This is a genomic window from Arthrobacter globiformis NBRC 12137, assembly GCF_000238915.1.
Lineage (GTDB): Bacteria > Actinomycetota > Actinomycetes > Actinomycetales > Micrococcaceae > Arthrobacter > Arthrobacter globiformis.
Window position 1 is genome coordinate 15,594 of the sequence record NZ_BAEG01000077.1, and the last position, 22,516, is coordinate 38,109.

A 22,516-nucleotide genomic window follows, 5' to 3' on the forward strand; every position below is an offset into this window, starting at 1 on the left:
CGGGGTCCCTTGGCCGACGCCTCCCTCCGGAGGAATCTAAGCTCGTGCGGGGACACTGGTCTGAAATCGGCCCGGGGGCGCTAGACCCTGCCACGCCGGCGATAGCCGGCGGCCTCCGACCGGTACATTCCTCGGTCCAGGCGTTCCCCTCCGGAACCTCCGCTTCGGAGGCACGCAGTCTCGCTGCAAGGTCGCGAGGCGTGAAAATCAACCAAGCGCAGGTGGGTTCCGCCGCGCCAGACCCCACCTGGCTTCATGGACCAGCACGCCGCCCATATCCGTCAGTCAACATTCAATGTCCCCCCCGTTTTGACAATGGACATCTCCCCCTTCTTCCGGACCGGTAGTCGGCGAGGTCGATCTTCTTTTCGGCCAGCACAACTTTGACGGATCTGGCCACAAGTGGCCTCTCTATGCCGCCGCCCAGGACAGACCCTCCGGTTCAGCATTGCTGTTGCTCAGGCGCGCCGCGGAATCAGCAAGGCACCGGACACAGCCGTTCCTGCCACGTCGGTATCGGGCGGCTCTTTCTGCATTTGGCTCTACTGCGCCAAGCGTGGGGACTGTTGCGGCCACCCCTCGGGCGGCAAGGGGCCCAATGGTGCTCTCACTACGGGCTCTTGCGATAGTAACCATCATAGGCCCGGGTTCGTAGAACAAATAAATGTTGACAAAAAAACGTCAATCAGTCTTTACTTACTGGGGCAAGTGTTGCCTACATCACAAGGGAGTGGATTGCATGAGCAGATTCGACGGCGCAATTGTCGTCATCAGTGGTGCCGCGTCCGGCATAGGGCTCGCCCTCACCAAGGGTTTCGTAGCGAAGGGCGCGATGGTAGCGGCACTGGATGTGGACGAGAAAGCACTGAGTCGGCTGGCAGACGAGATCGGGCCCCAGGTGTTTCCGATGCAGGTCGACGTGGCCGATGAACAGAGTGTCGAACAGGCGATTCAGAACATTGTGGGACGTTGCGGAGGAATTGACGTACTGATCAATAACGCCGGCATCGCACCGACGGGACGCTTGGGCGAAACCACGACAGAGACCTGGCGCCGCATCATGTCCATCGATCTTGACGGAGTCTTCTACTTGACCCGCGCGGCCCTGCCGGCGCTCATGAAATCCGGAGGGAACATCGTGATGACGGCCTCCATCTCCGGGACTTCCGCTGATTACGCCTATTCGGCGTACAACGCCGCCAAAGGGGCGCTGGTCAACCTAACACGCAGCCTTGCCATCGATTACGCCCCCATGGGTGTGCGCTGCAACGCAGTTGCCCCCGGCCCCGTCCGCACGCCTCTGATTGAAGCAAACTTCCGGTCTCACCCAGGGCTGGAGGAGGCCTTCATTCGTACGGTTCCGCTCGGACGGCTCGCCGAGCCCGAAGACGTCGTCGCGGCTTTTATGTTCCTTGCCTCCCAAGAGGCCTCATTTATCAACGGCGCCATACTGCCCGTCGATGGAGGAGTTGCCGCTTGGAACGGTCAGCCCGACGCGAACAACCTCCCGCAAATGCAACCCGTTGCTTCACCCCTATAACTAATCGAAATGGCCGGTCGGCCGCTCATCCAACAGCCAGTAAAAGGAAGCAGGACACCCATGACGAGTCGGATTTTGGACCTTGAACCGAAGGCGTTCTTCAAGTATTTCGAGGAGATCAGCAACATACCGCGCGGTTCGTACCACGAGCAGGCCATCAGCAACCACTTGGCACACTTCGCCCGGGAAAGGGGACTTGAGGTAAGCCAAGACGACATCGGGAGCCTGCTGATCAAGAAACCCGGAACCGAAGGCTACGAATCTGCCGCCCCGCTGGTATTCCACGGTCACATGGACATGGTGCTGGCCAAAGATGAAGGCGTTGACCACGACATGCTCGAGGAAGGCGTGCGCCTTCGCATGGACGGCGACTTCATAACGGGTTCCGGCACAACCCTTGGGGCGGACAATGGCGTAGGCGTCGCGTTCATGATGGCCATCCTGGGCGCTGAGGACCTGGCCCACCCGCCCATTCAGGCCATCATTACCGTGCAGGAAGAGGTGGGCAAAGCCGGCGCCCTCCACTTCGACGTCAAGGAAGTGACCGGAAGGCGGCTTATCGATTTCAACTGGCACGACCCAAACTCGATCTTCGCGGGTTGCGCCGGCGACATCTCAGCATGGTTCGAAATGCCGCTGCCGACAGCTGAAGCCCCCCAGGACGGCGTCGTGATCGAGATCAACGTACACGGACTCGAGGGCGGGCATTCGGAGTTCGACATCCATCACGGGCGAGGCAACGCGATCATGCTCATCGCGCGTCTCCTGCGCAAAGCATCGGACTCGGCAGCCGCCCAGCTCCTCACCATCGACGGAGGCGTTAACCGCTACGTCATACCCAATGCGGCCAAGGCCTCCGTCTTCGTCCCACACAAGTCTTCTGAGAGCCTCATCACAGAGCTGCAGGACCTGGCAACCAGTATCAAGGCCGAGTACCGCGTCAGCGACCCACACCTTCTGATCGAAATTCAGCGCTCAGCTTCCTCCGTGCCCGATGGCCCCGAGGCCGCCACCGCGGCTGCCACCTCAAAGGTTGCTCGGGTGCTTAATCTGCTCCCGAATGGCGTGCAAAGCATGAGTCTCACTACTGACGGGCTGGTGGAGAGCTCAAACACAGTAGCTCAGATTGAGATTCGCGACGGGAAGCTGCGCGTACTCTCGACCATTCCCAGCGCAGTGTCCTCCCGCAAGTACGAAATCCTCGACCGAATTCGCGGGCTGGCCGACATCGCAGGAGAGGGCGCAACAGTGCAGACCTTCGCGGACTGCCCCGAGTGGCCCTTTCAGCCGGAGTCGCCCCTGCTGGCGCAGGCCAAACAGGCCTATAAGACCGTCCATGGACGTGATCCTGAAGTCGAAGTGTCCCACTCGAGCCTCGAACTCGGAATCTTCGCCAGCAAGCTGCCTGGCGTGGAAATGATTTCCGTAGGCCCCGAAGCGTTTGATGTGCACACCACTAAAGAGCGCCTCAACTACAAGACGGTCCAGCCTGTCTGGGACGTACTGGTGGAGCTGCTGCGCCGCCTCGACGACTAATCACCCCGCGGGCAGCACACGCCGCACGGTAATGCTCCGTTGACGGCCAAAGCCGGCCTTACCATCCCACCCAAGGAAAAAGATCAATGATGATTAAGAAACCACTGCAGGCCGCCGCTGCGCTCGTCGCGACAATTATGGTCCTCTCGGGTTGCTCCACGTCCAATCAGACAGCAGCGGCCGAGGGTGCCCCCGCCGCGAATGAAAGTTGCGCTCCCGGGAAAGAACGGCCGCGCACCGGAGACGAAGCACCGCCCACGACAAAGACCGGCAAACAGCTGAAAATCGGTGTCAGCCCTACAGCTATGGACACCTACTACAAGCGAGTCCTGGCCGGCGTCCAGGAAGAGATCGATGCTTCCGGCGGTGAGAGTGCAATCCGGCTGGATGTCCAGGCGCCCACATCCCAGTCGGCCACCGAGGACCAAGTCAGGAGTGTCGAATCCTGGATTTCGCAGGACTATGACGCAATCGTCGTTGCCCTGTACAACGAAAGCGCCCTGGAACCGCTCTTCCAGAAGGCCGCCGAACGCAACATTCCGGTTTTCACGTTCAACTCGCCAATCGTGTGCAGCTCCTATGTGGTGTCAGATGTCGGCTACGACCAGAGCGAGGGCGGACGGGCCCAGGCGCAATGGATCGTGGACCACTACGGCAGCGAGCAAAAGAACGTGGCCATACTGGAGGGCCTGCCCGGCCCGCACACATCAGAGCGCATGCGCGGCTTTGAAGAGATCATGAAGGATCATCCCAATTTCAAGGTTGTGGCGCGCCAGCCGGCCGGTTGGACCCGCGAGGCCGGCCTGACCGTGACGGAAAACATCCTCCAGGCTCACCCTGACGTGGACATCCTCGTCGGCCTCTACGACGAAATGGCCCTAGGGGGATTGGAAGCCATCAAGGCTGCCGGTAAAGAAGGCAAGGTCGACATCATCGGCTACGAAAACATCCGGGAAGCAAACGACGCGATCAAGTCTGGGGAATTCGTCGCAACCGTGGACACTGGGGCGAAGACGGTCGGGGCAAACATCATCGAGACCGTCAAGAGCTACGTGGCCAAGGGAAAAACAGTCCCGACCAGGGTTTTCAACGACGTCAAGGTCTACGACAAGACAAACATCAGCACCTTCGACCCCAACGACTACGTTTACGTGCCACCAACCGGCAAATAGGCGCCTAGGTCATGGGCGGCGCCCTTTCGGGGCGCCGCCCACCCATATCTCATGAGGAGATACCTGTGGAACACAAACCGTTGCTTCAAATGCGCGGCATCGACAAGCACTTCGGTGCCACACACGCCCTTAAGGGCATCGACCTCACACTCGATCGCGGCGAAGTTCTCGGATTAATCGGTGAGAACGGCGCCGGAAAATCCACCATCATCAAAATACTTTCCGGTGCATACGACATGGACGCTGGAGAAATCCGCATCAACGGTGAGCCGGTCGCCATCGGCAACCCCCGCGCATCGCAAAGCCTGGGAATCAGCACGATCTATCAGGAGCTGACGCTGTTTCCTGATCTAACCGCCATCGACAATATTTTGGCTGGCCGCGAGATCTGCAAGGAAGGAACCGGCAATGCGTTGATCAGCCCCCTGGACCGAAAGCGCATGCGCCGGGAAGCCCAGGAGATACTAGCCGATGAGCTCGGCATCGACCTCGACCTGAACGTGCCCGTGCGCCAACTAACCCTGGCAGAGAAGCAGCTGGTCGAGATTGCCAGGTCTTTGCATTCCCGGGCGCGAATCATCATCATGGACGAGCCGACCGAGGCCCTGGAATCACAGGAACGCGAAAAGCTCTTTGAGATTATCGACCGTATGCGCCGCTCCGGCCGGGCCGTTATCTACGTATCTCACTTACTCGACGAGCTGATCAGAGTAACCGACCGCGTCATGGTGATGCGCGACGGCGCGAACGTTGCCACTCAGCCAGTAGCCGAGGTCAGCGTGGAAACAATCATCTCGAAGATGATCGGCCGTGACCTCGGGGAAAAGTACGCCATCAAGGCACCTCCAACAGACATTGTCGTGCTGGAAACCAACAATCTTGGCCTAAAAGGACGGTTTGAAGATGTTAACTTCAAACTCAGGAAAGGGGAGATCCTGGGCATCGCCGGGCTCGATGGTGCTGGGAAGCAGGACGTAGTCCGCGCCATCTACGGTGCTGCCCCCTTCGACTCAGGGCAGGTTCGTCTTGATGGGACCTCCCTGGAGGAGCACTCGATCGACAAGGCCAAGGCCGCCGGCGTCGGTCTCATGCCTGGCGACCGCAAGACCGAAGGCCTGTTCTTGGACAAGTCTCTTGAGTGGAACATTACGATCGCTGAGACAGCCAAGACGCAGAAGTCGAGACTTCGTCTCGGGGACCTTAAAGCCTCGGCACAAGATTATGTCGATTCGATGAGCATACGAACCCGGGGCGTGGAGCAATCCGTCGGAGATCTATCAGGCGGCAACCAGCAGAAAGCGATGCTCGCGCGCTGGCTTCAGACACGTCCGAAGGTACTGGTTCTTGAAGAGCCGACCCGCGGAGTGGATATCAAATCCAAAGCTGAAATTTACCGGCAGATCGTCTCAGCTGCCGCCGACGGCACAGCCTTCATCATCGTCTCCGCGGACAGTCCTGAACTTCTCGGGCTGTGCCACCGCATCCTGGTGATGCATTCAGGCCGCGTCGCCGCCGACCTTGACGCAGACACCACCGATGCCGAAACCATCGCCTACTACTCAGTCCAGACCACCGGAGCCCACCAATGAACGTCAAGCTTGCTGTAAGAGAACCCCGAGTAGCCTCCATTCCTAGTCTCCTGAGCACGAGCGCGGGCCGCATCTTTCTAGTCTTCGCCCTCGTTGTACTTGCCCTGGGAATTTCATCCCCCGCGTTTTTCACGGTCGACAACATCGTCAACGTCACCCGCCAAATGGTATTCATCTCCATCATCGCCTTCGCCGCATCATTTGTTATTGGCCTTGGCGGGATCGATCTGTCGGTCGGCGCCAACGTGGCACTAACCGGCCTCGTCATGGCCGACCTCATGCTGCACGGGGTCAACATCTATTTGGCCATCGCTATCGGGCTGCTTTTGGGCGCGTTTTACGGGCTCGTGAACGGCCTTCTCATCAACAGGCTAGGTATAGCTCCATTTATTGCCACTCTCGCGACGATGATTATCGGACGTGGCATCATCCAGGTGTACAGCGGAGGGATACCCAAGACCGGACTCCGGTTCCCGGAGTTTGAATACTGGGGTCAGGGGCTGATTCTTGGCGTACCCGTTCCTGTCATCATCATGGTCTTGGCATTCGCAATCTGCTTCTACCTGATGTACCGCACCAAGTTCGGCCGCTTCAACCTCTCCATCGGCAGCAACAGGGAAGCCGCGCGTCTGGTGGGCATCCCGGTGGCGCGGATCGAGATCACGGTCTATGTGCTGACGGGACTTGCCGCGGCCGTTTCCAGCCTTCTCCTCACGTCGCGGCTAGAAGCAGCCATGCCGGAAGCCGCGACAAACTACGAGCTGGACGTGATAGCAGCGGTCGTGATCGGTGGAACCAGCCTGATCGGTGGGCGCGTATCCCTCCTGGGAACACTCATTGGCGCCGCCCTGATGGCAGTCGTCCGAAACGGTATCAACTTGCTGAACGTCAACACGTTCTGGCAGCAAGTGGTAATCGGAAGCATCATCCTCATCGCTATTGCTTACGACGGCATTGCCGGACGCCGAGCACGCCGCACACCAAAAACGGTGAGCGCCCCGGTTCACCGTGAGCTGGCCGTCAAGTGATTCACAACTCAGCCCGGTCGTGCCTGAAACATGGCCCAAGGCCGTCCCCGACAAGCTCACAGGTCGAGGACGCCCTGGCCGCCGCACTGGGAGCAGCGCTCGTGGCTGCAGTGCGGTCGGCGGACCTAGGTCTGCGCAACGAACTGCTCGCCTCAGCCAGCAGCGTCCTCAAGGAGGCCGACCCTGGCTTACGCTCGCAACAATCGGCCGCCGTCAAACAACTCATCGATGTGGTGGGCGACCGTGACTCCTCAGCGGAACGAATAAGACTCGGCTCGATAGCCACCTATCGCGCGGTGTCGTTTACGAAGGAGGGAGTGCGATGAGCACCTGGTCCGCTTGGGTACTCGAGTACGCGGTGGCCGAGAACTTTCCTCTCAGCTTGTCGATTTACGGTGCGCACAACAGGGGAGCGAGGCGAGCCCCCTTCAGCTACGTGGTCCTGAAGCAAAACGACAATGTGGTCATGGTTGACGTCGGATTTGGTGAAACTGCACGCCAGCGCCAGATCGCCGAAGATTCCGAGGTGACGGACTGGCGCGACCCCCACACTGTCCTTGCTCAGATCGGGCTCGCTCCCGAACAAGTCACCCACGTCATCGTTACGCACGCCCACTACGACCACTTCGGCAACGTTTCCGCCTTTCCAAACGCCACCTTTTTCCTCTCGGCGCGGGAATTGGAGTTCTGGGTCAAGGAACTCGCCCTGCCGCCCCGCTTACGCACGTTCGTCGGCCCCATCGACCCTGCCGACCTGATCGCCGCAGTAGATCTCTCCGCAAGGGGCCGGCTGCAGTTACTGGCTGACGGTGCCCCGCAACTGTTTCCTGGTCTGGACGTGCTGCCGGCGTGGGATACCCACACGCCGGGTTCCGTCTACGTCAGGTTGGACACCGCGGAGGGGCCCCTGGTTCTGGCGGGCGACAATGTCTACGCCTGGGAAAATGTTGAGGGCCTCGACGGGGATGGCCTGCTCCACCCGGTCGGCTTGGTAGTGGGAAGCAACCTGCAGGCCACGCACGTACTTGATGGCATGCTGAAGGATGTGGAGGAGCAGTCCAGACGCATAATCCCGGTTCATGAGGACAGACTGAGGGGACAGTACCCCAGCTGGCAATCCGATAACGGTGCCATGGTCGTGGAGGTTGCCTTGCAATCTGGCGAGCCCTCCCGTATCCCTATTGGTTCCAATCTATCCTCACGCTGATCTGGCTCAGCCCATACTGCAGCAGCTCGGCGCGGCGGGCGACGAGGAATTCCCGGAGCGCTTCGTTCTTTGCCATGTATCCATTTTGCTTACGCGCAGTCGCCCAGCGAACTATGGTTTAGCAAGCACATTCTCAGGCGTGGAGTCCTGATGAGGTCGAGAAGTTCTTCACCGCACAAGGACTAGGAGTAAAAGCCATGACAGGACTTGCACTTGTTACCGGGGCCAGTACCGGGAGCGGATTTCATCTTGCGGAAGCCCTGGCTGCGCGCGGTTATGACATCGTGGGCGTCGGGGCCAGTTCGCGGATCGATGCCCTCCCCGATCAACTCCCGCAGGTGGAGGTCCACCCGGTGCGGGCTGACCTTTCCACGAGCGCGGGCGTCGAGTCCGTCTGGGATGCAGTTGCAGCCCTGGATCGCCCCTTGGACGTGGCCTGTCTGAATGCGGGGATGAGTCTTGGAGGTGCATTCATCGACACTGATCTTCAGCAGGAACTGACGATGCTTTCGCTCAACGTGACGTCCCAGGTGCTGCTGGCTAAGCACGTGGCCCAGCACATGGCAGAGCGCAAACAGGGGAAGATCCTGATTACGAGCTCCCTCTCAGCGACCACACCGACCCCCTTCGAGTCGATCTACGGACCGACGCGAGCCTTCGTGTACAGCTTCGCGCAGGGCCTGCGCGAAGAGCTCAGGGAGCACAACGTGAACGTCACCGCTCTGCTGCCGGGGGCCACCGCTGCTGAGTTTCATGACCGGGCCGGAATGCAGAACACGGCATTCGGTGACAACTCCACCAAGAATGACCCAAGGCTCGTGGCGCTTCTCGGTGTCGAAGGACTGTTCGCTGGAAAGGATCACGTCGTCGGAGGAGACCGGAGCACGCGGCGGGCAGCAGTGATGAATAAGTTCTTGCCGGAGCAACTCAAAGCCCGCCGCTTCGCAAAACTTTCCCGCACCCACACCCATTAGTCCGACCCTTGCCGCTTGGTTCATTCACTGCAACCACCTGAATCGAGCGCCATTGCCACCCCTGCAGAAATGACCTCGACCTGCTTTGAGGGACCGAAACGGTGACCGTGCCCGTTGCCGGAAATGAGGTCGGGCGGCCGCCAACCGGCGTCTGGGCGGCGGGGTGGCTCTCTGTCCGAGGAGCCTGTGCTCAGGCCACGCCGGAGCCGGGCTCAGCGCCGGTGGCGTGAGAGGCTGCCTTTTTGGAATCAGGGAGGACGTTATTCAGGACACGTCCGATGACTTTGCTGCCCGCTTTGCCTGCGACCACCCGTTCGCGGCCGGCGTTCATCGCGTCGTACCCCTCCTTAGCGACCTTGGTTGGGGCGGCCTTCTCGCCCAGGCCCAGAGTGCTGGTGTCCATGCCTGCCCGGTGCCAGAAGTTGGTGTCGACTTCACCTGGCAGCAGCAGCGTGAAGGAGACACCGCTGTCCTTGGTTTCCTCTTTGATTGCTTCGACGAATGAGATGAGGAAGGCCTTGGTGCCGCCGTATACCGCCTCGAACGGCGTGGGCATCGTTCCCGAGATCGATGCGGTGTACAGCAGCCGGCCGGCTGCGCGTTCGACCATGTCCGGAAGCAACCGTTTCGTCAGGTGCACCTGCGAGGCGATGTTCAGCTGAATCATGGACAGTTCCGCGGCGAGGTCTGTTCCCCCAACGAAGTGTCCGCCCACGTCTACGCCGGCATTCAGCGCTGCGGCAGCGAGCGGGCGGCCCGTGTTCTTCACAGCAGCCGCGACCGCCTCGACACCGTCGAAGCTGGTCAGGTCTGCCTCGGTGACGATGGCTACGGCGTCGCAGGCGCGGATGGCGTCGGCTGTTTTCGTCAGGCCGTCGTTTTGACCGGTCGCGGTGATGATCACGTCGTGGCCGTCGCTGGCGAAGAGGCGTGCCAGCTCATAACCGATTCCGCTTGATGCTCCAGTGACAAGGGCAAGGGGACGAATAGAAGTGGTGTTAATGATGTTCTCCTTAGAGTTTATTTGCAGCCCAGTGCATCAGCGGCTTCGATCAGCGACTCTGCGACGATGTCGTACTTACCAGTTGCGGTGAGGTCAGTCGCCTGCTGTGGTCCGTGCTCGTGCGGCCTGAGGATGAAGATGGATCGCAGACCTGCCGCCTGTGCTGCTTGCATGTCTTGGTTATGAGCCGCCACCATTGCGACCTGGGCAGGTTCGAGTCCAACGGCACGGGCGGACCCGAGGTAGGTTCCGAGAACGGGCTTATAGCTCTTGGTGATCTCTGCCCCAGTGATCACGTCCCACGGCAGTGCTGCGAAACGCCCCAAATTGAGCATGCCTGCGATGTCGCCGTTCGAGAGCGGTCCGATTGGGAACCGTTTTTTGAGCCGGCGCATGCCCTCGACTGCGTCCGGCCATGGGTCTAGGCGCTCCCACCCGCGGTTCAGGTCAACGAGTTCGGTGTTTGTGATACCGGCGAAATCAGCACCGTGGCGGCTCAGCACTGTCTCGAGGTTCTCTCGGTTAAGCACCGTCAAGGGTACCCATGGGCGCTCACCTGCTCGCACGGCTTGCATCGAAGGCTCGTAAAGTGCGCGCCACTCGTCCGCGAAATCGTAGGGATCGACGTCGAGGCCATGCTTGCTGAGAAAACCTTCGCTCGCCCTCGCGATGCCAGACCGCCAGTCGACGACCGTGCCAAACACGTCGAAACCGAGAAAGCCGACGTACGGAAGCTGTTCCTTATTCATAGGCAGACTGTCCTTCATGCTGTGTTCGGACCCCACCGTCATGAGGTTGGGATGCTGGAGTGCCGGTGGGGTAGGGCGGTGGCTCAGCGACGTGCGTTCGTGTCGAAAGCGACGAACATGGCCGCGAATTTCTCCGGCTGCTCTTCCGGAACCCAGTGGCCACAGTCGGGGACAAGTTCGCCCCGCACGTTCTCTGCGATGTCCTGGCACATGCGAAGGTAGTTCTTGGCAAGCGCCTGTGCCCCGCCGCCGGATGCCAGCACCGGGACGGTGAGCTTGCCGTTACTCGCTATGGCGGCACGGTGCAGCTCTGCGTCGTGGTCAAGTTCCCGGTAGATCTCGCACAGTGCCCTCATTGCGCCGGGTGCCTCGAAGGCACGCGCATAAACGTCGAGGTCAGTGGACGTTATCGCGTTGGGCTGGTAGGTGAGGTCGTCGTAAAAGCGCTGCACGTACCAGCGTTCCTTGCCGTGGGTGAGATACACGGCGATGTCCGGGTTGGAGTGGAAGTCGAAGTGCCAGGCGCTTTTGGCTACTTTCCGTTCCTCGTAGTAATCCGTGCCCGGCAAGGGCGCTTCCATGAAGGTGACGCTGACTGTGTCTTCGCGGTAGCGCAGAGCGTAGCCGAGCGCGAGCATTGACCCGAGGTCGTGGCCGACAACCGAAACAGGCCCTTCGAGGCCGAGAACCGTGTGCACGAGATGGTGGATGTCACCGGCCATGGTCCATTTGTCATATCCATCGCGTGGTTTGCTGGAATCTCCGGCACCGCGGTAGTCGGGTGCGATGACGCGGTAGCCGGCCTCGGCCAGGGGTGCAAGAACGTGCCGCCATGCATGCCTGGTTTGGGGTGCACCGTGAAGCAGCAAAACTGTTTTGTCCGGGTTGTCAGTGGCAGTGGCAACAGTGTAGCCAAGGCGCACACCGGCGTCCTGATCGGTCCAGGCGCGGCCATGGGTGATGACAACAGGGCTCGGAGTGATGCTTGAAGTGGTCATGTTCTACCTTTCTTTAAGGCACGCCGGGGTGCGAGGCAGACCCCCGCACCCCGGCTCGGTTATTACCAGTCTTGCTTGGTGGGAGCGATAAGGACGTCGCTAACTGCAACCTCGGGCGGCTGATTGAACGTGTAGGACACTGCACCCGCCACCTGTTCAGGGTGATCGCGATGTTGTTAAGTTCCTGGCAACTTCCTTACCGTCAGTGTTATCGACCTTGTCGGCCCAACCTGTATCAATGACGCCGGGACTGACCATGGAGACCTTGATTCCCGTCTCGACGCTGACTTCCTTGCGGATGCTTTCTGTAGCAGTTACTTTCCATCCCCTCTCCTGGATCTGGAGCGCTGGACTGTTAGGGCCGTCAGTAACCAATCTAGCAGTTTGTTGACATTTATTTGTTGGACAAACTATTCTTAGTGGCGCGCCTCACATATGAGGACTGGCTTTCGCAGTGGGACAGAGCAACCTCGCTTCTCCCTAGACAGGAGAACAGCCCTTGCGTTCGCGCCCGAAGGCTGCAATCCCTTGGCGTGGCCAACCGGTCCCGTCGAATTACTAGTGCCCCCTGCTCAGTGCCAGGGCGAGCGGTAAGCACCCCAACGAAGTGGAGACATTACGTGACTGAAACGAGCACCATCGGTCAAAAGACCGGAGCGGCGGCCCCAAATAAGCGCGCAAGCGTCCGTGCTGCCGCCGGCAGCATGATCGGGACGACTATCGAAAACTATGATTTTCTAGCGTTCGGCACTGCCGCCGCCACATACTTCGGCGCAGCATTTTTCCCGGGTGCTGATCCTCTTGCTGCAACTTTGTCATCCTTTGCCGCGCTGGCCGCCGGATTCCTCTCGCGTCCGCTGGGAGGCATCATCGCCGGTCACTTGGGCGACCGCATTGGCCGTAAATTTGTGATGATCGGCGCGCTGCTCCTCATGGGCTGCGCGACGTTCGCCATCGGCTTCCTTCCCACCTACGCACAGATCGGCGCATGGGCACCTGCCCTTCTTGTTTTCCTGCGGCTACTGCAGGGTATTGGGCACGGAGCCGAATGGGGAGGGGCGGTACTGGTGGCGGTAGAAACTGCCCCGCCGGGCAGAAGAGGGCTCTACGGCGCCATTCCGCAGACAGGCGTACCGGCAGGTCTTCTTCTGGCGAACCTTGCGTTCCTCGTCTCCTCGGGTCTGGTGGGGGACTGGGGTTGGCGCTTGCCGTTCCTTTTGAGTGGCATTCTCGTCATCGTTGGCCTGATCCTGCGGCTGCGGGTCGAGGAAACGCCGGTATTCAAAGAACTCAAGGCAAACAACGCGATCGCCAAGATGCCCGTCCTGGACGCGCTGCGTGCCCAGCCTGGCATGATTCTTCGCATCGTTGGAATCCGTCTGGCGGCCGGAAGTGCCTTCTACTTGGTTACCACGTTCGTTCTCAGCCTCCTGGCGGCACAGGGCGGAAACCTGAAGTCGGTTGGTTTGATGGCGGTAGTGATTGCCAGTGTGATTGGTCTCTTCAGCCACGCATTCTTCGGCTACGTGTCCGACCTCTGGGGGCGGCGTCGCACCTATCTCATGGGTTCGATCACGACAATCATCATTGCCTTCCCGGCCTTTTTTATGATCGTCAGTGGCCAGCCCTTCCTCATCGTCATTGCGATCGTAGGAACGCTGCTGCTGTGCCACAACGTGATGTTCGCTGTGGAAGGAGCATGGTTCACGGAGATGTTTGACCCCCGGTTCCGGACCTCCGGAATCTCCCTGGGATACCAGGGCTCGTCGATCATCCAGGGTTCCGTCCCGCTCATGGCCGCGGCCCTTAACGGTGCCTTCGGATGGGTTGGCCCCGCCACACTTCTTGCCATCGTCGGTGTCATCACAACAACAGCCGTCCTGCTGTCCCCCGAAACTTTGGACGTGAAGACGGGCGACATCAAGGCAGACCACCTTGGAGCATCGAAGTGACCCAGAGCCCTATCGTTCAGTCCGACACGTGGATCGGCACTGCGGACCTCAGTGACGTCAGCGAAGAGGACATCGAGATGGATTCAGGTGTTCAGGCAGTCTGGGAGGGAGCCCGCCTTGCAGGTCAGGCTTACACCGTCCGCATCCCCCCTGGAGACCACAGGGGAGTATTCCGGGCCATTGCAACCGCCGGACCAGGAAGCATTCTGGTCGTTGACGCAGGAGGAGGCGCCGACAGGTGTGTCTTTGGCGGGGTTACAGCCGTGGCCGCAAAAGAGCGCGGCATCGCAGGTGTTGTTATTGACGGCCTCATCCGCGACCGGGACGCCATCCGCGAGCTGCGTTTCCCCGTTTTCGCACGCGGCTGGACCCCCCGCGCTCCCCGCCCCCGCACAGACGGGCGGCTGCGGGAAACCGTGCTCGTAGGACAACTGCAGGTCAACCACGGGGACTACATCGTGGGTGACGGCGACGGAGTCGTACGCATCCGTCAGGAGGTTGCAGGAACAGCGCTTGAACTGGCACTGGCCCTTGTCCACCAGGAGCACGACATCGTTGCCCGGCTAAAGCTCGGACAGCAACTCTCCGACTTCGCCGAGCAACTGAAACGGCTCAACAAGGGGCAACTCCAATAGAGGGCTGAACGACATCACAAGGCTGGGTTCCACCACAGCGTACTGGCAGAACCCAGCCTTGTAGGGTCCACCCGGGTCCCATGTAAAACACTTCATCCCCCCGGCTTCAACCCCTTGCAGGCACAAAAGTAAGTACAAGAGCTCTAACTGCTAAGGAAACCCCATGGAAGGTACGGAAACCATCAAAGGCCAATGGCAGCAGCTGTGCCCGGGACAGAACGTCAAACTCACGGGGAGGAGCGGCGAGGACTACTACGGCCTTGTCGACGACCGAACCGCTGACGGCTCCTGCGTATGGGTGCTCACTATGGGAAGTGGACGAAAACTTTTCCACGTGGACGACGGATTCGACATAGCTCCGGGCACCTAGCCCTTCCCCATCGCCCGCTCGAACGGCAGGTCCACAAGAAGTCGCGAAAGTGACCAGAACTGTCAGCTGGAAGGCAGACCTGCGCCGGGCAAACCCCCGCGCACTCGCCCAAGGAGGATGCTAAGCGCCAACCCTAAAATTCCCGCCGGCGGTGCCATGGGAAAGACGGGCAGGCAAGGGACATGAACCGAAGGAGAAGCACCTTGACAACCGCACCCGTAAAGCCACACACATCGCTCTCAGCCGCACCGGACGAATCTGAACGGTTACACGCTTCAATATCCACGCTGCTGCATGAGCGCAGGGAAAAAATCGAGTGCTGGCTCACCGATATGGATGGGGTCCTGGTTCACGAAAACCAGGCCGTCCCCGGAGCCTCGGAGCTCATTCAGCGCTGGGTGGACACTTCCAAGCGTTTCCTGGTACTCACCAATAATCAATCTTCACCCCGCGCGACCTGGCTGCCCGGTTGCGTTCATCCGGTTTGGAGGTTCCAGAAGAAAATATCTGGACCTCAGCTCTTGCGACTGCGCAGTTCCTCAAGAATCAAGTTACAGGTTCCGGCGCCGGCAACCGCGCCTACACCATCGGGGAGGCAGGGCTTACGACTGCACTGCACGAAGCAGGCTTCATCCTGACGGATCAATATCCCGACTTCGTAGTCCTGGGCGAGACACGCACCTACTCCTTCGAAGCCATCACGATGGCCATCCGTCTCATCCTTTTAGGTGCCCGCTTCATAGCAACGAATCCGGACGCCACCGGACCGTCCAACGACGGCCCCCTTCCAGCGACCGGTGCCGTCGCTGCCCTCATAACCAAAGCGACCGGCAGAGAACCGTACATCGTAGGAAAGCCGAACCCAATGATGTTTCGATCAGTCATGAACCAGATCGATGCGCACTCCGAGACAACTGCAATGATCAGGGACCGAATGGACACCGGCATCATCGCCGGGATGGAAGCCGGACTCCATACCGTGCTGGTGCTGAGTGGCATCACTCAACACAAAGACATCAGCGCCTATCCGTTCCGTCCCAACCAGGTTTTGAGCTCAGTAGCAGACCTCATTACCCAGGTCTGAGAAGCCCATGGCTTCCTCCTGGCAGTAGCTATCACGGCCGGCTCTACACGCTTCTGAAGTTGGTTCTACCAAATCGAAAGGAACCATGGAAAGCACAAGCATGATCGCTCTGCTCAGGGCAGGATCTGACAACACGAGCAGGAGCGCCCTCCCGCATGCGCCGGTGGTCACAGAGGTCGAGAAGCCCAAAGTAGCTGCATGGAAATCGCTTCGGGGTGGAGTGGCAACAACTCTGCATCGCCTTGCATGGGCAATCGAACCCAAGGTGCCGCGCTAGTTTGTTTGTCCAGGCAGTCGCCGACAAGAAAGCCACATCACTGATTTCCTCGTGTTGGAACCTCTTAGCAAGGGATTGATGAAACGTCCTGCCGCACTCCGTCTGTCACGCCTTGCCATCGGATGAGGGACCCCGGCTCCAAAATTCCCGGCAGCTGGGCCCTTATCGCTTGCATTGGACTCATTGCGCTGAACATGCGCGGTCCCTTTGTGGCCGTGGCCCCAGTGGCAGAGCTGATGCAGCTGGACCTCGGATATACCTCCGTGGAGCTCGGCCTGCTCACGGGAATTCCGGTTCTGTGCTTTTCGCTCGCGGCACCACTGGCATCGCTGTCGGCGCGCCGGCTGGGCGCCGAGGCCGCAATCACGTTGACTCTCATTGGAGTGCTGACAGGCGTTGTAGTGCGCTCTGCCGGTGGCCCTGTGCTCGTCATGCTCGGCACTGTCGTGCTGGGCGTGGCCATCACGCTCGGCAACATCGCCGTGCCCCTGATTATCCGGCGGGATTTCTCTTCCCGACGTCAGGGCTCCGCTCTGGGAATCTACACCGCCGCTCTGAACACAGGCGCCTTCATCACATCAGTGGCAACTGCGCCGCTGGCTGGGCTCATCGGCTGGCCGCTCGCTCTCGCGGCCTCCGCGGTGTTCGCCGTAGCCGCACTCGGTCTATGGCTTCCTGCGGCCGGGTCCACGTCCTCCCGCCCAGTCCAGAACGATTGTCCTGATGGACAAAGTTCCTCCGACCGCGGGGGCACATCGTGGATTACGGTCGGACTGACTGTCGGATTCGCCAGTCAGGCAGTGTCCTATTACGGCCTGACGGCATGGCTACCGACCCTGTTGGCCGACGAACTCGGCATGGCGCCATCTGCTGCGGGCGCCGGCTCCTCCCTTTTTCAGATCCTCGCCATTGTTGGCGCTCTTGCAGTTCCACTGACGGCTCGCGTCGTGAGCACGACGGCGGTGGCGCTTACCCTCGGTGCCTTGTGGTTGACGGTTCCCCTTGGTCTGCTGCTGGCACCTGAACTGTGGTGGTTCTGGTGTTCACTTGGCGGTATCGCCCAAGGCGGCGGCATTACGCTAATTTTCACCGCGATCGTTAAGATTGCTCGTGATGCGGCCTCTGCCGGACGGATGTCGGCAGTTGTACAAGGCGTCGGTTATTGGTTCGGCGCAGCTTCTCCGACATTCTTAGGTTTCGTCTACAGCGTCACCGGCGGCTGGGCGTGGCCTCTACTGGTAATTCTTTGCTCAGTGCTGGCGTTCATCTTGGGAACAACGCTGTCGGTACGCCTGGTGCCGCAACAAAAGTAGTCCGCGTGGTAGCTTCCCGCGAGTGGTGCGAGCAACCTGGACTTTTGATGGCTGGCACTACGGAGCTCGTCCTATTGCTCCAAATGCCATGGCGTGTGGGAACCACAATGGACGACTGCCGTAGGGTCCTCGTACCAAGGAGCGCTCACCCCTGGTTAGATTCCAATTAAGGACTGTCGGAACATGGCATGTCCGTATCATCTGGAAGCGAGTGGCGGGTGACCCGTGCTGGTACGCCCGCCGCAATGCAATTGCTGGGTAGGTCCTTCGTCACCACAGCGCCGGCTGCAATCACAACATTGCTGCCAATGGTGACCCCGGGCAGGATAGTGCAGTTCGCACCGATCCAAACGTCGTTCCCGATTACGACCGACTTTAGGATCGAAATTTTCTGTCGACGCTCACGAGGTGAGAGCGGATGGTTGACGGTGGAAATTACCGTGTTGGGACCAATCATGCAATAGTCCCCGATGCGTACTTCACCGACATCCAGAATCTTCACGTTGTAGTTCGCTAGAAAGTCCTCGCCGACGCTGATGTTGGCACCCACGTCGCAGTTGAACGGCGGCTGGATGTAGACGCGCTCCCCGCAGGCACCAAAAAGCTCCCTGATAATCGCAATCTGTCCCGGAAGGTCAGCTGTGTCCACCTCGTTGAAGGCACGACAAAGCCGGAGGGCATGCTCCTTCATCGTGGCGACCTCAGGGTCGAGGAACGAAAAGGGCAGCCCGGCTTCATACTTTTGCATCTCGGTCAGCACACGGCCTCCAAACAGTTGTGATCGACAGTGTGCACGGGGGGCAGGCTCTTAATCCGGAAGCTACGAAGTGAAATCACAACGTTGCCATGGTTCACGCAAGCCCCCAAGAGCCGATGGGCACCACTCTTCGTGTAGCTGTTAGCGGTCGCTCCATCGGCACTCAGAGCCTCCAACTACCCCCAGCTACAAGCTTAGTCGCCCAACTCAAGGTTTGTTGAACAAATAATTGTCCTACGACATCTGCGGGCGAAGAGTTGTCGGATTCACCAAACGGCGGCGTAGAACCCGCCGGCCCGCTGTAGAAGAGAAGGGTCGAACGGCACCACATCGAGGAATTGTCGGGGGAGCAGAGTCGAAATCTGGAAACTAAGCTACTGACGATATTTGGTTGCCGTGTATCGGCGCTCCCCCCATTCGCGGATGCATCGACCTAGAAGGACCCCGCGGTGTTGACTCGTGCTGCGGGGTCCTTCGCCGTCCGCATACATTCCTGTGCAAGCCGGAGTCCTGACATGCCGCCGCCGCTCTTGTTGTTCGAGCGGACGCCATCGCGCTGCCCGTCATGGCGCATGAACAGGCGCTGATCGGGGTAGGGGGCTCAACGGCGGGAACGCTTAGACCGACACTCCCGGAAGCTCGGACACGCCGGCTCTTCCTGGTGGATAACAGGAAGGCTTTTCTCAACAGATCCCTGGTCCGGTCGGGCGGCGACGGTGGACATGCTGTGCACAGCATCCGCATGGCTTTGTCCGGCTTCTCAAAGTGTCAGCACCCCGCCCCTACGATGGTCGTCCCAGTCGAAGGAACAGGTGGTCTCAGGTGAACGAAAAAGGCAGTGGAAGGGCGAGCCGGGTGCATGTCGCGGGACTGTGGATTGCGGCGTGCAGCCTTGCCTTGGCGCTGCTCCGGACCGTGCTCGACGTCCTTGAAGTCATGGGACACTGAGCGGCAAACCGTGCTTGAGAGGTTGCAGGACCGGGTGTAGGGCGCCGTATTAAGAACGCACAGGGGAATTCTCGCACCTGTTGGGCTCAAGGCTTGCTCAAGAATCATCGAAATCGGATGTGCAAGGGGCTTCGGCGCCCTGGCTCCGGATACATTGTGTTTAGGCACCCAGCTTTCCCCAAGAGCAGGAGCGGCCTAGGAGCCCCTGCGTTACGCCCTGTACGGCGCAGGGGCCCCGTTCAACGGCAGTAACTAACCTGACCGACCTGGTGCGGATTTCTTTCACGCCTGCTTGCTCAAGCGGTGAATCGAGCTCTGAAATGTTCTACAGCGGGTGCCGGCCTAGCTGATCGGTAGCGGAGAAAACCCTCAAGGATGAACCCACGAAGACGGCCGGAGTGGATCCTGAATTGGCCCCCTGCCGGGCGAATGGTTGCAACGCCGATAATTGTGATTCCGTCAAGCTGGAAGGCGCGGGCCTTATGGATGTCCCGGCTCATAGAGCGAAGTCCTTGTCAGGCTCTCTTCTACTGTCTACGCCCATGAGATGGTCGAAAGGAGGTCGCAACGTTATGACGTTCAATGAATCCCGGTCCTCGGTTTGCTCCGCGCATTACTGCTCGGCCCATTTCGTGAGTCGGATTCCGGCTGAGCCCGGGAACGTCGTCTCGTCGCAGTTGGCCTGGCAGGGCGGCTGGTCGTGGAGAGGGATTCCCATCGCCGCGCAAGGATCGTCACACTCGAATGGTGGTGGCTCAAAATGCTCACAAAAGAGGGTGTGGACAGTGTCCACACCCTGGGCTTCGGATTCGGTTGTACCGGCCTCGGACTGGGCCGGATTGGGGAGGTTTTTGAAAGAGGGGCTGATTTTCAGGGGGAGGGGCTGGTTCGAGTCCCACCTCGGGCACAGTGTTTCCGCAGGTCAGAGGCTTTTCAGCCTCTGAGTGTGGACATTTTGTGTTGTGAAGGGCCCCCTCGGGGGGCCTTTTTCATTGCTGGCCGGTGGTGGTGCCGGTTGCCTCCTTAGCTTCCTGGATCGACGTGTCATTGTTCCATACCCGTTCATGGGTGCTTATGGCGCGGTCGGCATGACGTGAGGAAAGTTTTTGCGGGCTTCTTCGCTGCGTCGTTGGATGTTCACCGGGTTCCCTCCTGCTGGGCTATTGGCGGCTGTACTTGTTCGTTCATGGACGGTCCGGGGGAGGACGGCATGACTTGTGCCCGACCGGCCCAAGGATGTGCTGCCAAGCGACCCACAGGGTTGTCGGCTCTGCCTGACGGCGAGCAACGTGGCCCTGGGTTGTAGCCCATGATGCTCACCGTCCTTCTTCGCGGGTCCAGGAATCTTGCTGTCTATAGCTGTTCATGGTTGCCGTCTGCATCTACTGCATGACGGCTGTGAATCTTTGCCGCGATGCCTGATTGTGAGGAATCAGCCGGCTGGCCAATGCCCTTCACGCTTGTTCATTGACGATCATGACGGCGTTGTGGAGGTAGTGGTAGCCGGGCCTTCGGTTGCCGGCGGTGCCGGTCTTGTTCTTCTTTCCAGCGATCCTGCCCAGGACCCGGTGTCCGCCGCCGTCGGGGATCCGGCCCAGTTTCTTGATGTCGACGTGGATCAAGTCGCCCGTCTTGTCGTGTTCGTAGCGGCGGACGACCCTGCCGGTCCCGCGATCGAGCCAGGTCAGTTTCGCCAGCCGGTAGCGGGAGAGCACACGGTGCACGGTCGAGGGGTGGAGGCCCAGCAAATAGCCGATCCTGGCAGTGCCCCAGCGGCGGTTCACACCCACGCCGATCATCCGCCGCTCAGTACGCGTTGCTGTGCGCCGCGGAGAAGAATGCGGGCGGCTGGAGCGGTCATTCATTCCTTCGGCGCCGTGCTCGCGGTAGCGCTGCGCCCACCGCGCCGCGGTCGGAACCGAGACCTGAAACCGTTCCGCGGCCCGGCGCAGACTCCAGCACTGATCAACGACACAGTGCGCGAGCTGCAGCCGGCCGCGAGGGGTCAGAAGAGCGTTAGGGTGGGACATGAAGACCTCCGTGCGTGGAATTGGACTCTGGACAAGCCCCACTCCACCCGGAGCTCTTGTTCATGTCACCAAACCACGCCGAGCGTCACTAACGTCCGTGGTCAATACGCCTAGGCCGGGAGAGTCGTTCCAACGGCCAGATGTGGCAGTGAGGGTGGCCGTCGTCACCAACGTGATGTACATGCTGTTCTCCACAGGTGGGAGGAATGCCGCGGCGGCTTGCTACTCACGCCGAGGGCTCTCACCTTAAGAGGGCCGTTTCCCCAACGGTGTTGAACGCGAAGGGCCTGCGTAGCTTTGGATGTGGCTGTGCCCGGTCGCCGCTTGAGATCAGGCACAGCCACTGAGGGACGCGGTCGATCCTCCTCCATGTCGTCTGGGTACAGCGCTAACGGTTAGTGATCGTCCCTATCGGGCTCACAACCGAAGCCCCAGTTGTCCAAAGACCCGAGCAGCCTTCCTGAATGGTGATCTTCTGGTAAACCTCTTCGTTGCCTACTTCTGTGTCGACCACAAAGCCGTAGCTTGGGGACGGCACCGTCTGTCCCGCCCCAACCCAGAAGATCGGCGGAGAATCTGCGCCAATCCTCTGATCAAACCAGCCATCGTCTTCGTAGAACGTTTTCTGGAGGTTCACCCACCTTCCATAAGTGCAGGTCACGCTGCTCGGGTACATCACGCGCTCTTCCCATCGGAGGTTGATGAATCGCCACACCTTATACGGCCGCCCTGCGATGACGGTGCAGGAACGCGTGAAGTTTGAGTCGGGGCTGCTTGAGCAGGCCCGGCTAGCGTGACCGGCAGGATGGCTGTACGAGCGAAAGTGCGGAAATGAGAGCGACCTTGGCCCTAATAGGCCGGACTTTGCTCCCTGTTGTTGTACTGGACATCTAATTTCTCCTTTATTGTAAATTGCGAGTTAAACGACCTGAAGAATTCGAATTCACATTTAGAATCCCAAGCCGGTATGCAGGCGGGACCTGAAATGGAGGGACTCTCGGCAACTCAAGGAGTTTTAGCTCCAGAGGTTCCCCTCATTTCCGGTTCTTAAGGCCGGTCGTTCCATATTCCGCTCGTTCGACACTCTGTCGCTTCCGTGGCCAGCACTGCTTCGTCTGCGAGGCGCCCACTCAAGGAATCGCATTAGGGGCGAAAAGATCATGAAACGCAATAACGACTCCTCCACAGGGGATAGGCGACAGATCAACTACCCGTGTAGACCCTTGCTTGGAGCAACACTGCGTTTAGCCTTAACGCAAAATAAGCGCCGATTGACGCAATGGACGGTGGCACTAGTCTTGGCTTCAGCTTTCTTTATGCGACCGGAGCCCCTGGGGCGCGTCGTCACCACTAC

General features: G+C 59.9%; 16 protein-coding genes and 3 pseudogenes. 12 read left to right on the forward strand and 7 right to left on the reverse strand.

The annotated features are described in order from the left end of the window. Positions 1 to 133 precede the first annotated feature (133 nt). A pseudogene (locus ARGLB_RS24145) lies at positions 134 to 276 on the reverse strand (TIGR01457 family HAD-type hydrolase); the annotation flags it as partial. A 463-nt stretch (positions 277 to 739) separates the two neighbouring features. Between ARGLB_RS24145 and budC the strand changes: the two are divergent. From budC to ARGLB_RS14160, 7 genes are all read left to right on the forward strand, one after another. Continuing rightward, complete coding sequence (budC, locus tag ARGLB_RS14130; protein ID WP_003803637.1) at positions 740 to 1,540, forward strand: meso-2,3-butanediol dehydrogenase; 801 nt, start codon at positions 740 to 742, stop codon at positions 1,538 to 1,540. 60 nt (positions 1,541 to 1,600) lie between these two features. Continuing rightward, positions 1,601 to 3,076, forward strand: a complete 1,476-nt coding sequence (gene pepD, locus ARGLB_RS14135) for a beta-Ala-His dipeptidase (RefSeq protein ID WP_003803638.1) — start codon at positions 1,601 to 1,603, stop codon at positions 3,074 to 3,076. Between the two features lie 86 nt (positions 3,077 to 3,162). Continuing rightward, a complete protein-coding gene (locus ARGLB_RS14140; RefSeq protein ID WP_003803643.1) occupies positions 3,163 to 4,248 on the forward strand; it encodes a sugar ABC transporter substrate-binding protein in 1,086 nt (361 codons plus the stop codon). A gap of 65 nt (positions 4,249 to 4,313) precedes the next feature. Next, positions 4,314 to 5,837: a sugar ABC transporter ATP-binding protein gene (locus ARGLB_RS14145; protein ID WP_003803645.1), complete on the forward strand. Its 1,524-nt coding sequence runs from the start codon at positions 4,314 to 4,316 to the stop codon at positions 5,835 to 5,837. Beyond that, on the forward strand, positions 5,834 to 6,865 hold the full coding sequence (locus ARGLB_RS14150) for an ABC transporter permease (protein WP_003803647.1): 1,032 nt from the start codon (positions 5,834 to 5,836) through the stop codon (positions 6,863 to 6,865). Before ARGLB_RS14145 ends, ARGLB_RS14150 begins: the two co-directional genes overlap by 4 nt. 322 nt (positions 6,866 to 7,187) lie before the next feature. Next, positions 7,188 to 8,072: an N-acyl homoserine lactonase family protein gene (locus tag ARGLB_RS14155; RefSeq protein ID WP_003803652.1), complete on the forward strand. Its 885-nt coding sequence runs from the start codon at positions 7,188 to 7,190 to the stop codon at positions 8,070 to 8,072. A gap of 197 nt (positions 8,073 to 8,269) precedes the next feature. Next, positions 8,270 to 9,046, forward strand: a complete 777-nt coding sequence (locus tag ARGLB_RS14160; RefSeq protein ID WP_003803655.1) for an SDR family NAD(P)-dependent oxidoreductase — start codon at positions 8,270 to 8,272, stop codon at positions 9,044 to 9,046. 190 nt (positions 9,047 to 9,236) lie between these two features. Here the strand turns inward: ARGLB_RS14160 and ARGLB_RS14165 are convergent, their stop codons facing one another. The 3 genes from ARGLB_RS14165 to ARGLB_RS14175 form a co-directional block, all read right to left on the reverse strand. After that, on the reverse strand, positions 9,237 to 10,076 hold the full coding sequence (locus ARGLB_RS14165; RefSeq protein WP_217491549.1) for an SDR family NAD(P)-dependent oxidoreductase: 840 nt from the start codon (positions 10,074 to 10,076) through the stop codon (positions 9,237 to 9,239). After that, complete coding sequence (locus ARGLB_RS14170; RefSeq protein ID WP_003803660.1) at positions 10,067 to 10,798, reverse strand: haloacid dehalogenase type II; 732 nt, start codon at positions 10,796 to 10,798, stop codon at positions 10,067 to 10,069. Before ARGLB_RS14170 ends, ARGLB_RS14165 begins: the two co-directional genes overlap by 10 nt. An 83-nt stretch (positions 10,799 to 10,881) precedes the next feature. Further along, positions 10,882 to 11,796 carry an alpha/beta fold hydrolase gene (locus ARGLB_RS14175; RefSeq protein ID WP_003803662.1) on the reverse strand — a complete coding sequence of 305 codons (915 nt, stop codon included), beginning with the start codon at positions 11,794 to 11,796 and terminating at the stop codon, positions 10,882 to 10,884. A 620-nt stretch (positions 11,797 to 12,416) separates the two neighbouring features. On the opposite strand from ARGLB_RS14175, the gene ARGLB_RS14180 reads away from it, so the two are divergent. The 5 genes and pseudogenes from ARGLB_RS14180 (at position 12,417) to ARGLB_RS14200 (ending at position 17,427) form a co-directional block, all read left to right on the forward strand. Beyond that, positions 12,417 to 13,748 carry an MFS transporter gene (locus ARGLB_RS14180; RefSeq protein ID WP_003803664.1) on the forward strand — a complete coding sequence of 444 codons (1,332 nt, stop codon included), beginning with the start codon at positions 12,417 to 12,419 and terminating at the stop codon, positions 13,746 to 13,748. Then, on the forward strand, positions 13,745 to 14,383 hold the full coding sequence (locus ARGLB_RS14185) for an RraA family protein (protein ID WP_003803665.1): 639 nt from the start codon (positions 13,745 to 13,747) through the stop codon (positions 14,381 to 14,383). The genes ARGLB_RS14180 and ARGLB_RS14185 overlap by 4 nt, the downstream gene beginning before the upstream one ends. Positions 14,384 to 14,546: 163 nt before the next feature. After that, entirely contained in the window at positions 14,547 to 14,753 is a 207-nt protein-coding gene (locus tag ARGLB_RS14190; RefSeq protein WP_003803667.1) for a hypothetical protein, read from the forward strand. 332 nt (positions 14,754 to 15,085) lie between these two features. Then, positions 15,086 to 15,837, forward strand: a pseudogene (locus tag ARGLB_RS14195) (HAD-IIA family hydrolase). A 399-nt stretch (positions 15,838 to 16,236) separates the two neighbouring features. After that, positions 16,237 to 17,427: an MFS transporter gene (locus tag ARGLB_RS14200; protein ID WP_003803671.1), complete on the forward strand. Its 1,191-nt coding sequence runs from the start codon at positions 16,237 to 16,239 to the stop codon at positions 17,425 to 17,427. Positions 17,428 to 17,593: 166 nt separating this feature from the next. Here the strand turns inward: ARGLB_RS14200 and ARGLB_RS24310 are convergent, their stop codons facing one another. The 3 genes and pseudogenes from ARGLB_RS24310 to ARGLB_RS14215 all read right to left on the reverse strand — a co-directional run bounded on the left by ARGLB_RS24310 (position 17,594) and on the right by ARGLB_RS14215 (position 21,799). After that, the gene (locus ARGLB_RS24310; protein WP_003803673.1) at positions 17,594 to 18,187 is read right to left on the reverse strand and encodes a sugar O-acetyltransferase; all 594 of its coding nucleotides are present in this window, start codon (positions 18,185 to 18,187) and stop codon (positions 17,594 to 17,596) included. Positions 18,188 to 20,610: 2,423 nt separating this feature from the next. After that, positions 20,611 to 21,162 (reverse strand): annotated as a pseudogene (locus ARGLB_RS14210) (leucine zipper domain-containing protein); the annotation flags it as partial. Between the two features lie 388 nt (positions 21,163 to 21,550). Beyond that, a complete protein-coding gene (locus ARGLB_RS14215) occupies positions 21,551 to 21,799 on the reverse strand; it encodes a hypothetical protein (RefSeq protein WP_043419221.1) in 249 nt (82 codons plus the stop codon). Positions 21,800 to 22,516: the final 717 nt, after the last annotated feature.

Bases quoted from the DNA above. Each gene is read 5' to 3' on its own strand.
- budC (WP_003803637.1), top strand. From the start codon at position 740: ATGAGCAGATTCGACGGCGCAATTGTCGTCATCAGTGGTGCCGCGTCC.
- pepD (WP_003803638.1), top strand. From the start codon at position 1,601: ATGACGAGTCGGATTTTGGACCTTGAACCGAAGGCGTTCTTCAAGTAT.
- ARGLB_RS14140 (WP_003803643.1), top strand. From the start codon at position 3,163: ATGATGATTAAGAAACCACTGCAGGCCGCCGCTGCGCTCGTCGCGACA.
- ARGLB_RS14150 (WP_003803647.1), top strand. From the start codon at position 5,834: ATGAACGTCAAGCTTGCTGTAAGAGAACCCCGAGTAGCCTCCATTCCT.
- ARGLB_RS14155 (WP_003803652.1), top strand. From the start codon at position 7,188: ATGAGCACCTGGTCCGCTTGGGTACTCGAGTACGCGGTGGCCGAGAAC.
- ARGLB_RS14160 (WP_003803655.1), top strand. From the start codon at position 8,270: ATGACAGGACTTGCACTTGTTACCGGGGCCAGTACCGGGAGCGGATTT.
- ARGLB_RS14170 (WP_003803660.1), bottom strand. From the start codon at position 10,798: ATGAATAAGGAACAGCTTCCGTACGTCGGCTTTCTCGGTTTCGACGTG.
- ARGLB_RS14175 (WP_003803662.1), bottom strand. From the start codon at position 11,796: ATGACCACTTCAAGCATCACTCCGAGCCCTGTTGTCATCACCCATGGC.
- ARGLB_RS14190 (WP_003803667.1), top strand. From the start codon at position 14,547: ATGGAAGGTACGGAAACCATCAAAGGCCAATGGCAGCAGCTGTGCCCG.
- ARGLB_RS14200 (WP_003803671.1), top strand. From the start codon at position 16,237: ATGAGGGACCCCGGCTCCAAAATTCCCGGCAGCTGGGCCCTTATCGCT.